The organism is Kamptonema sp. PCC 6506 (assembly GCF_000180455.1).
GTDB classification, from domain to species: Bacteria; Cyanobacteriota; Cyanobacteriia; order Cyanobacteriales; family Microcoleaceae; genus Kamptonema; species Kamptonema formosum.
Window position 1 is genome coordinate 1 of sequence record NZ_CACA01000022.1, and the last position, 5,778, is coordinate 5,778.

A 5,778-nucleotide genomic window follows, 5' to 3' on the forward strand; every position below is an offset into this window, starting at 1 on the left:
TCCTCCACCCTCTCCCATAGACATCGGCCAGTTGCAAAAATTCTCTCTAGGGAAGGCGGATTTGCAAAGGCGGCTTTTAGAGGCGTTTCTCAAGACTTCTGAGACAGACTTGGCTGATTTAGAGAGAGCGATCGCGGCTAATGATTTTCTTGCTGTCGAGCAGCGATCGCATAGGATTAAAGGTGCTTCAGCTAATTTGGGGGCGCGATCGCTCTTAGATGTCGCGGCTCAACTGGAACAACTGGGGCGATCGCAATCCCTTGTAGGAGCAAACGAACTTTCGAGCGAGTTGAAAAGTCACCTCGATCGCGTCCGAGATTTCATTACCACTCTTCTAGCCGAGTAGTTTCAATTACCTTTAACAGTTAACCGTTAACAGTTAACCGCTAACAATTAACCGTTAACAGTTAACCGTTAACAGTTAACCGCTAACAATTAAAAAAAATGACACATCACCTTCTCAAAGCTAACTGCAAAACCGTACATCTTGGCGGCTTCTCCTGTGAATTGGAACCAGCATTAACAATTGAGTCAGGCGATCGCATTGATGTAGAAACTTATTCCGGCTTCTACGTCTACGATCGCGCCCCTTCCGAATTTCTCACCCCGGAATTCCTAGATATTTGTGAAAATTTGCCGCGCGATCGCAAAGTCGGCCCCGGCCCCCACTTGCTCACAGGCCCTATTTATGTTAACAATGCAGAACCGGGAGACGTTTTAGAAATCAAATTAGAAAAAATTTACCCTAGTTTACCAATAGGATTCAATGCAATTCGGCCCGGATGGGGAGCCTTACCCCAAGAATTCATAGAACCAAGATTGCGTTTTCTTACCTTAGATTTAGATAAAAATGTAGCTCATTTTCCCATCACCAAATCTGACAGCCAAAATCTCAAATTCCAAGTCAATATCCCCCTGCATCCCTTCTTCGGCATTCTGGGCGTTGCTACAGCAGAAAATAACCGTTCCTCCATCCCGCCGGGAAATTACGGCGGCAATATGGACAACCGGGAACTGCAACCAGGATCGCGAATATTCTTACCAGTTTTTGTACCTGGTGCATTATTTTCCATCGGCGATGGACACTCCGCCCAAGGAGACGGCGAGATAGATGTCACTGCTATTGAAACTTCTATGAATGGTACTATACAGATTAAAATTCGTAAAGACTTAAAGCTAACTTCTCCCCTAGCAGAAACAGCTAATGATATTATTACAATGGGATTTGCTGAAACCTTAGATGCAGCCTTTGAATTAGCACTCAAACAAATGATTGATTTTCTCGAAGAATTTATCGGTATGAGTGCAGAAGAAGCTTATGTTTTGTGTTCCATTGCTGTCAACTTTCGGATCACCCAAGTTGTAAATAGCCCCCATAAAGGAGTTCACGGTATGCTACAAAAGTCTATTTTACCACCTAACAGTTTACCATTTTAGTTAATTACTTTTTCCCTGTTCAGTCAGAATAACTACTAACAAATCATCATGTCATCTACAATCGTTCAACTCTTATTAATTGGCTTAGCTGCTGGCGTTGCCGGCGGGATGTTCGGCATCGGTGGCGGCGCAATTATGGTGCCCGCAATGGTATTATTAATGGGGATGGATCAGAAATTTGCAACGGGTACTTCTATTGCTGCTCAAATTTTCCCTATTGGGATTTTAGCCGCGATGGTCTACTATCGCAATGGCAATTTGAATATTAAACACGCTGTTTTTATTGCTATTGGTTTAGTTATTGGGAATTTTTTCGGTGCTCTGTTTGCGAATCAGCCTTATATTAGTAGTGAAATGATGAAGAAGCTTTATGGTGGATTTCTCTTGGTTATTGGGTGCAGATACTTATTTTTTAAGTGATTTTTGTATCATCAGAAGTTAGCGATCGCACTTGTTCCGGTTGCTGAGAAATCGCTACTTCTGGACTTTGAGAACTAGATAAACTTGTCTGCACAGATCCCCGTATTTGGTTAGTAGAGGATGATGCTTTTAGCATTTTACCAGTAGTAATCCGCCAAGCCAGCCATCCCAAGCCTCCACCGAATAAACAACTAACTGTAATGGCAATAATGAAGGGATGCGGCCAAAGCAGAGGATGTTGGGGAGAGGGAAAATCCCAAGGTTTTTCGATCAACTCGTAGCTGCTGGCTAAGATGCCGGCAAAGCCAATTCCTACACCAATACCAGTACCAACTGCTTGAATGGTATTTTCTAATTCGCGATCGCTCTTTGCTTGTTCGATCTCTACAATACCACGAATAGATGCAGTGAGTTGTTGTGCTAGTTCTTTGCGAGGACTCATGTAGTTGAGCCAGCACTGGATTTGTTTGATCAAAGTGTCTCCTGTGCGATCGCTAAATTTTTGCCATGAGTCTAGTTTAGAACCTGCGCTTAATAGTTTTTGGAGGAAAGTTTTATAGTTTTGATGATTGATTTCAATAGTAGTCACATAACTTTCTAATTCCCCACAGTAAATAGAATGCTTCAGAGCTAACGATGGCAATTCATCTAACATATTACTAAATTTATCTAAGTTATTATTTTTATCTGCAACATAACCTACAAATTCAGTAATTTTTTGCTCTATTTGCTGAGAAACTGTCAGAGCATCTTGATAGCTAACTTCGGCTTGTTGATAAACAAACTTTATTTTATGGTAGCTACAGAGTAAATCGACTATATCTTCATAGTGTTCTGTCAATTTCTTTAGAATTTCATTTTTATCCTGATAATTTAGCAAGACTAGAATATGACAGACTGGTGCTTTTTCAGCGGTACTTTGACAAAAGTATTCAAATAGAGGAATACCTAATAAATTGCTTCCATCGGATGTAGTGATTTTATCATTTTCATACTCGGTGTTTTTTAAGAAATTTCTCACATAGCTATCCGCTGAATCTCGGTTAGCTTCCGTTTCATGGGTAACTTCGTCACAAATAAATATCGTTTGACCGATCGAAGCATTAATATTTTGAGGTAAAAATGCAGCGATTTTTTCAGGTGTCAAATCTGTTTCTGAGTAAAAGAAAGTTAAATCGGTAAAATAGGTATCGTGAAGTAGCAGGGTTGTTAGTTCATTTGGGCCAATTTGTTGAGTTAATCTGTCTTGGACTTCTTTCCCAAAAGATTTAGCTTTCTCTTCACTAGCTAGATCGGGTGGATCGTTGAAAGTACGAGCGAGGTGAAAAGCATAGAGGCTAATTGTACCATTTTTCATAGCTAATTTATTGAGAGTTTTCGGTTGATTCGGTAGAAGCAATCAAAGCTAAAGCACTAGCGATAATATCGTCTTCTTTAACCATTGTTTTTAGTTGTCGCGCTTCATAAATGCCTTCAAGAATTTCTAAAGCAGCGCCATCAAGAGCAGAAGAATAGGCTTCAATGAGAGTCTCTTCTAATTCTTCTAAATTCAGATAGACTCCGTTAGATTTGAGACGTTTATTGAGTCGCTTTATGTTTCTAACTGAGTTTCTAATTGAAGTATCCCAAGAGCGGGTTGTCCGGTTTTCTACTTTTTGTTTGATTAGATGCAATAGCAAAACTACTGCAAAACTGTAAATGTTATTGATGATGTCTTTTTTGCTCATTTCGGCAATTTCTTCGGCAATTACTAGAGCGCCTTTAATATCGCCTTGGAGTAAAAGCTGTTTCAGTTCTAAGATTTCTTCCATTAGTTAAAAAGGGAAATTAGGGTGATTGTTTGGGTGGATCGAGGGGGTTGTGTGGATTAATTTCGTTTTTCAATTTTTGCAGAACCGTAGGCTCTCCAGTGGGTTTATCTGGACTTTTTTCGGGTTTGGAACCACCTGGACCGAGATGTTTGTCTGGGAGGGGGGAGGATTCTGTATTTTTTAAGTTGATGTTGTGGGCTTCTTTAACATTAGGATGCAATTGGAGCCAATGGGAAATTGCTTGCCAAATTGTTTCATCATCATCTTCTGGTATTTGATTGATTATTTCTGCCAATTCAATCCGGTCTTTTTCAGTAAAAAGATCGCTTTGGTTTTTTAGAACTTCGATAAAACAATTAACTCTTTTTTGATAAACCATGATTAAACTCCTTTGCCGATAGCACAGAAAGCTGCCCAATAACAAGGTGAATTGAAGGGTTGAGAATCAGCACCTAGCTCTTTTTCCCATTTTTTGAGGGTCGTTTCTAGCTCTTCTTGCCAGACATCCTCTAGTTTAGAGTTGGGGAGCCAATCTAGTAGTCCTTTGATTGTAACATCTCGGAGCCACTTTTGCGACTGATTGAGGGCAAGAGCGATGTTATTAGATTGTTTAAGTTCTTCGTAGAATTTGGTCATCAGTAGGGAAGTAGCAAAGGCGCTTACTGTCCATAAACTACCGATAATATTATGGCTTCCTGCTAACATGAAACCACTGGGTAAACCGATGTATTCGTCACTATTACTGTTGAAGTCGGTAAAACTTGTTTCGCAGGCGGACATGGTGACAAGTCGGCAATTTTTTAGGTCAAAGTGAGCGATAATATCGGCGAGGGTGAGGTTGCCATCGGCTAACTGTAAGCCTGAATTTAAGGGTGAGTTAGGATCGAAGAAACCATGACAGTAGAAAAATAAACTGTTGGTTGTTTCGAGTTGGGGATTTGCCTCTGTTTTCCCTGAGAGATCGAGGCTTAGTAAAGCCGATATTTTAGCCTCTTTTTTCTTGAAAACTATCGGCGCTTCAAATTGTTGTTTGATTGCATTAACAACTCCATAATCTCCATTACCCTCATACAAATCTTTTGTGGGGGTTTTGATGGCGAATAAACTATCGAATAGTCGCGGTGGTTGTTGTTGGACTTTGTGGAGTAATTGACAACTGGCGGCATACCGAACTCCGTCATCGAAACAGTCAATGAAATAAGGATTTAGAGGACAGTTTTGGTTATTGAGGTGAAAGCGTTGCCAAGTTTCCTTACTAACAGGTAAGGCGTGGATAGGGAAGAGGTGCAGGTAGCGGTGGGGAATTAGGATTAATTGATCGCAGGTTTGGGGAATGGCATTGACAATTTCATCAATGTGGAGAATTTGGGCTAGGTTTGCGAGTTTGGTTTCTAGGCTATTTTGCCATTGTTCGCGGTTACGATAGTAATCTCCTAAATATTCCCTAGTCCAATCAATTAATTTATCTAAATCCGACTCAGGAAATGATAAAATCTGTGGTTGGGGGTTGTCATTAGTGATAATGAAGACACAAAAGCTACTGCCTAAAATGTACCATTCAACAATAGCTGTTTTTTCATCGGCTAACTGCTTGATTTCCCCAAATTTGAGAGGTGTATAGGGATATTTTGCCGCTAAATCTTGGCGGAGTTGGTTGATGAAGTCATAGTTTTTTTCCTCAGCTTGTTTTAGGCGTTGATTTTCCTCAGCAATTCTCAGTCTTAACTGTTGCAATTCTTGGCGCACTGCGGCGGGGATTTCTCCTTTGGGATACAAATCTTTTACTGATAGCAACTCGATTAAGTTTTGTCCCTTGGAACGTTCGGCAAATTCCACAGCTTCGGTGTAGCGTTGTAGTTGGATGCAAGCTTCTACCATGCCCAAATAGAGTTGATTCCATTCTTCAGCTAATTTCTGTTTGATTTCATCTCCCGATTGAATTGATTGAATCTCACCCCGTAAAATTTCTACGGTTTCAATCGCGGGGGCGTAGGTATCATAAGCGAGTTGCCATTGCTGGTTACTGCGGTAAAGATTACCTAAATTAAATAAAGTTTCTGTATAATTTTGCGGGAAAGCTTCACGAGTTCTGATAGTTAAAGCATTGTGA

General features: G+C 40.5%; 7 protein-coding genes. 3 read left to right on the forward strand and 4 right to left on the reverse strand.

Features of this window, described 5'->3' with window-relative positions:
- The 3 genes from OSCI_RS01160 to OSCI_RS01170 form a co-directional block, all read left to right on the forward strand.
- The coding region (locus OSCI_RS01160; protein WP_039961491.1) for an Hpt domain-containing protein at positions 1-346 on the forward strand (346 nt) is incomplete at its 5' end.
- Between the two features lie 98 nt (positions 347-444).
- Entirely contained in the window at positions 445-1,437 is a 993-nt protein-coding gene (locus OSCI_RS01165; RefSeq protein WP_007353001.1) for an acetamidase/formamidase family protein, read from the forward strand.
- Positions 1,438-1,485: 48 nt separating this feature from the next.
- Positions 1,486-1,857, forward strand: coding sequence for a sulfite exporter TauE/SafE family protein (locus OSCI_RS01170; RefSeq protein ID WP_007353002.1), 372 nt, complete (start codon positions 1,486-1,488; stop codon positions 1,855-1,857).
- On the opposite strand, the gene OSCI_RS01175 is transcribed toward OSCI_RS01170, so the two are convergent.
- The 4 genes from OSCI_RS01175 to OSCI_RS01190 all read right to left on the reverse strand — a co-directional run.
- Positions 1,850-3,214 carry a hypothetical protein gene (locus OSCI_RS01175; RefSeq protein ID WP_007353003.1) on the reverse strand — a complete coding sequence of 455 codons (1,365 nt, stop codon included), beginning with the start codon at positions 3,212-3,214 and terminating at the stop codon, positions 1,850-1,852. The genes OSCI_RS01170 and OSCI_RS01175 overlap by 8 nt on opposite strands.
- A 7-nt stretch (positions 3,215-3,221) precedes the next feature.
- Complete coding sequence (locus OSCI_RS01180; protein WP_007353004.1) at positions 3,222-3,668, reverse strand: DUF29 family protein; 447 nt, start codon at positions 3,666-3,668, stop codon at positions 3,222-3,224.
- A gap of 16 nt (positions 3,669-3,684) precedes the next feature.
- Positions 3,685-4,047, reverse strand: coding sequence for a hypothetical protein (locus OSCI_RS01185; RefSeq protein ID WP_007353005.1), 363 nt, complete (start codon positions 4,045-4,047; stop codon positions 3,685-3,687).
- Between the two features lie 2 nt (positions 4,048-4,049).
- The coding region (locus OSCI_RS01190) for a CHAT domain-containing protein (protein ID WP_039961494.1) at positions 4,050-5,778 on the reverse strand (1,729 nt) is incomplete at its 5' end.

Bases quoted from the DNA above. Each gene is read 5' to 3' on its own strand.
- OSCI_RS01170 (WP_007353002.1), top strand. From the start codon at position 1,486: ATGTCATCTACAATCGTTCAACTCTTATTAATTGGCTTAGCTGCTGGC.
- OSCI_RS01175 (WP_007353003.1), bottom strand. From the start codon at position 3,214: ATGAAAAATGGTACAATTAGCCTCTATGCTTTTCACCTCGCTCGTACT.
- OSCI_RS01180 (WP_007353004.1), bottom strand. From the start codon at position 3,668: ATGGAAGAAATCTTAGAACTGAAACAGCTTTTACTCCAAGGCGATATT.
- OSCI_RS01165 (WP_007353001.1), top strand. From the start codon at position 445: ATGACACATCACCTTCTCAAAGCTAACTGCAAAACCGTACATCTTGGC.
- OSCI_RS01185 (WP_007353005.1), bottom strand. From the start codon at position 4,047: ATGGTTTATCAAAAAAGAGTTAATTGTTTTATCGAAGTTCTAAAAAAC.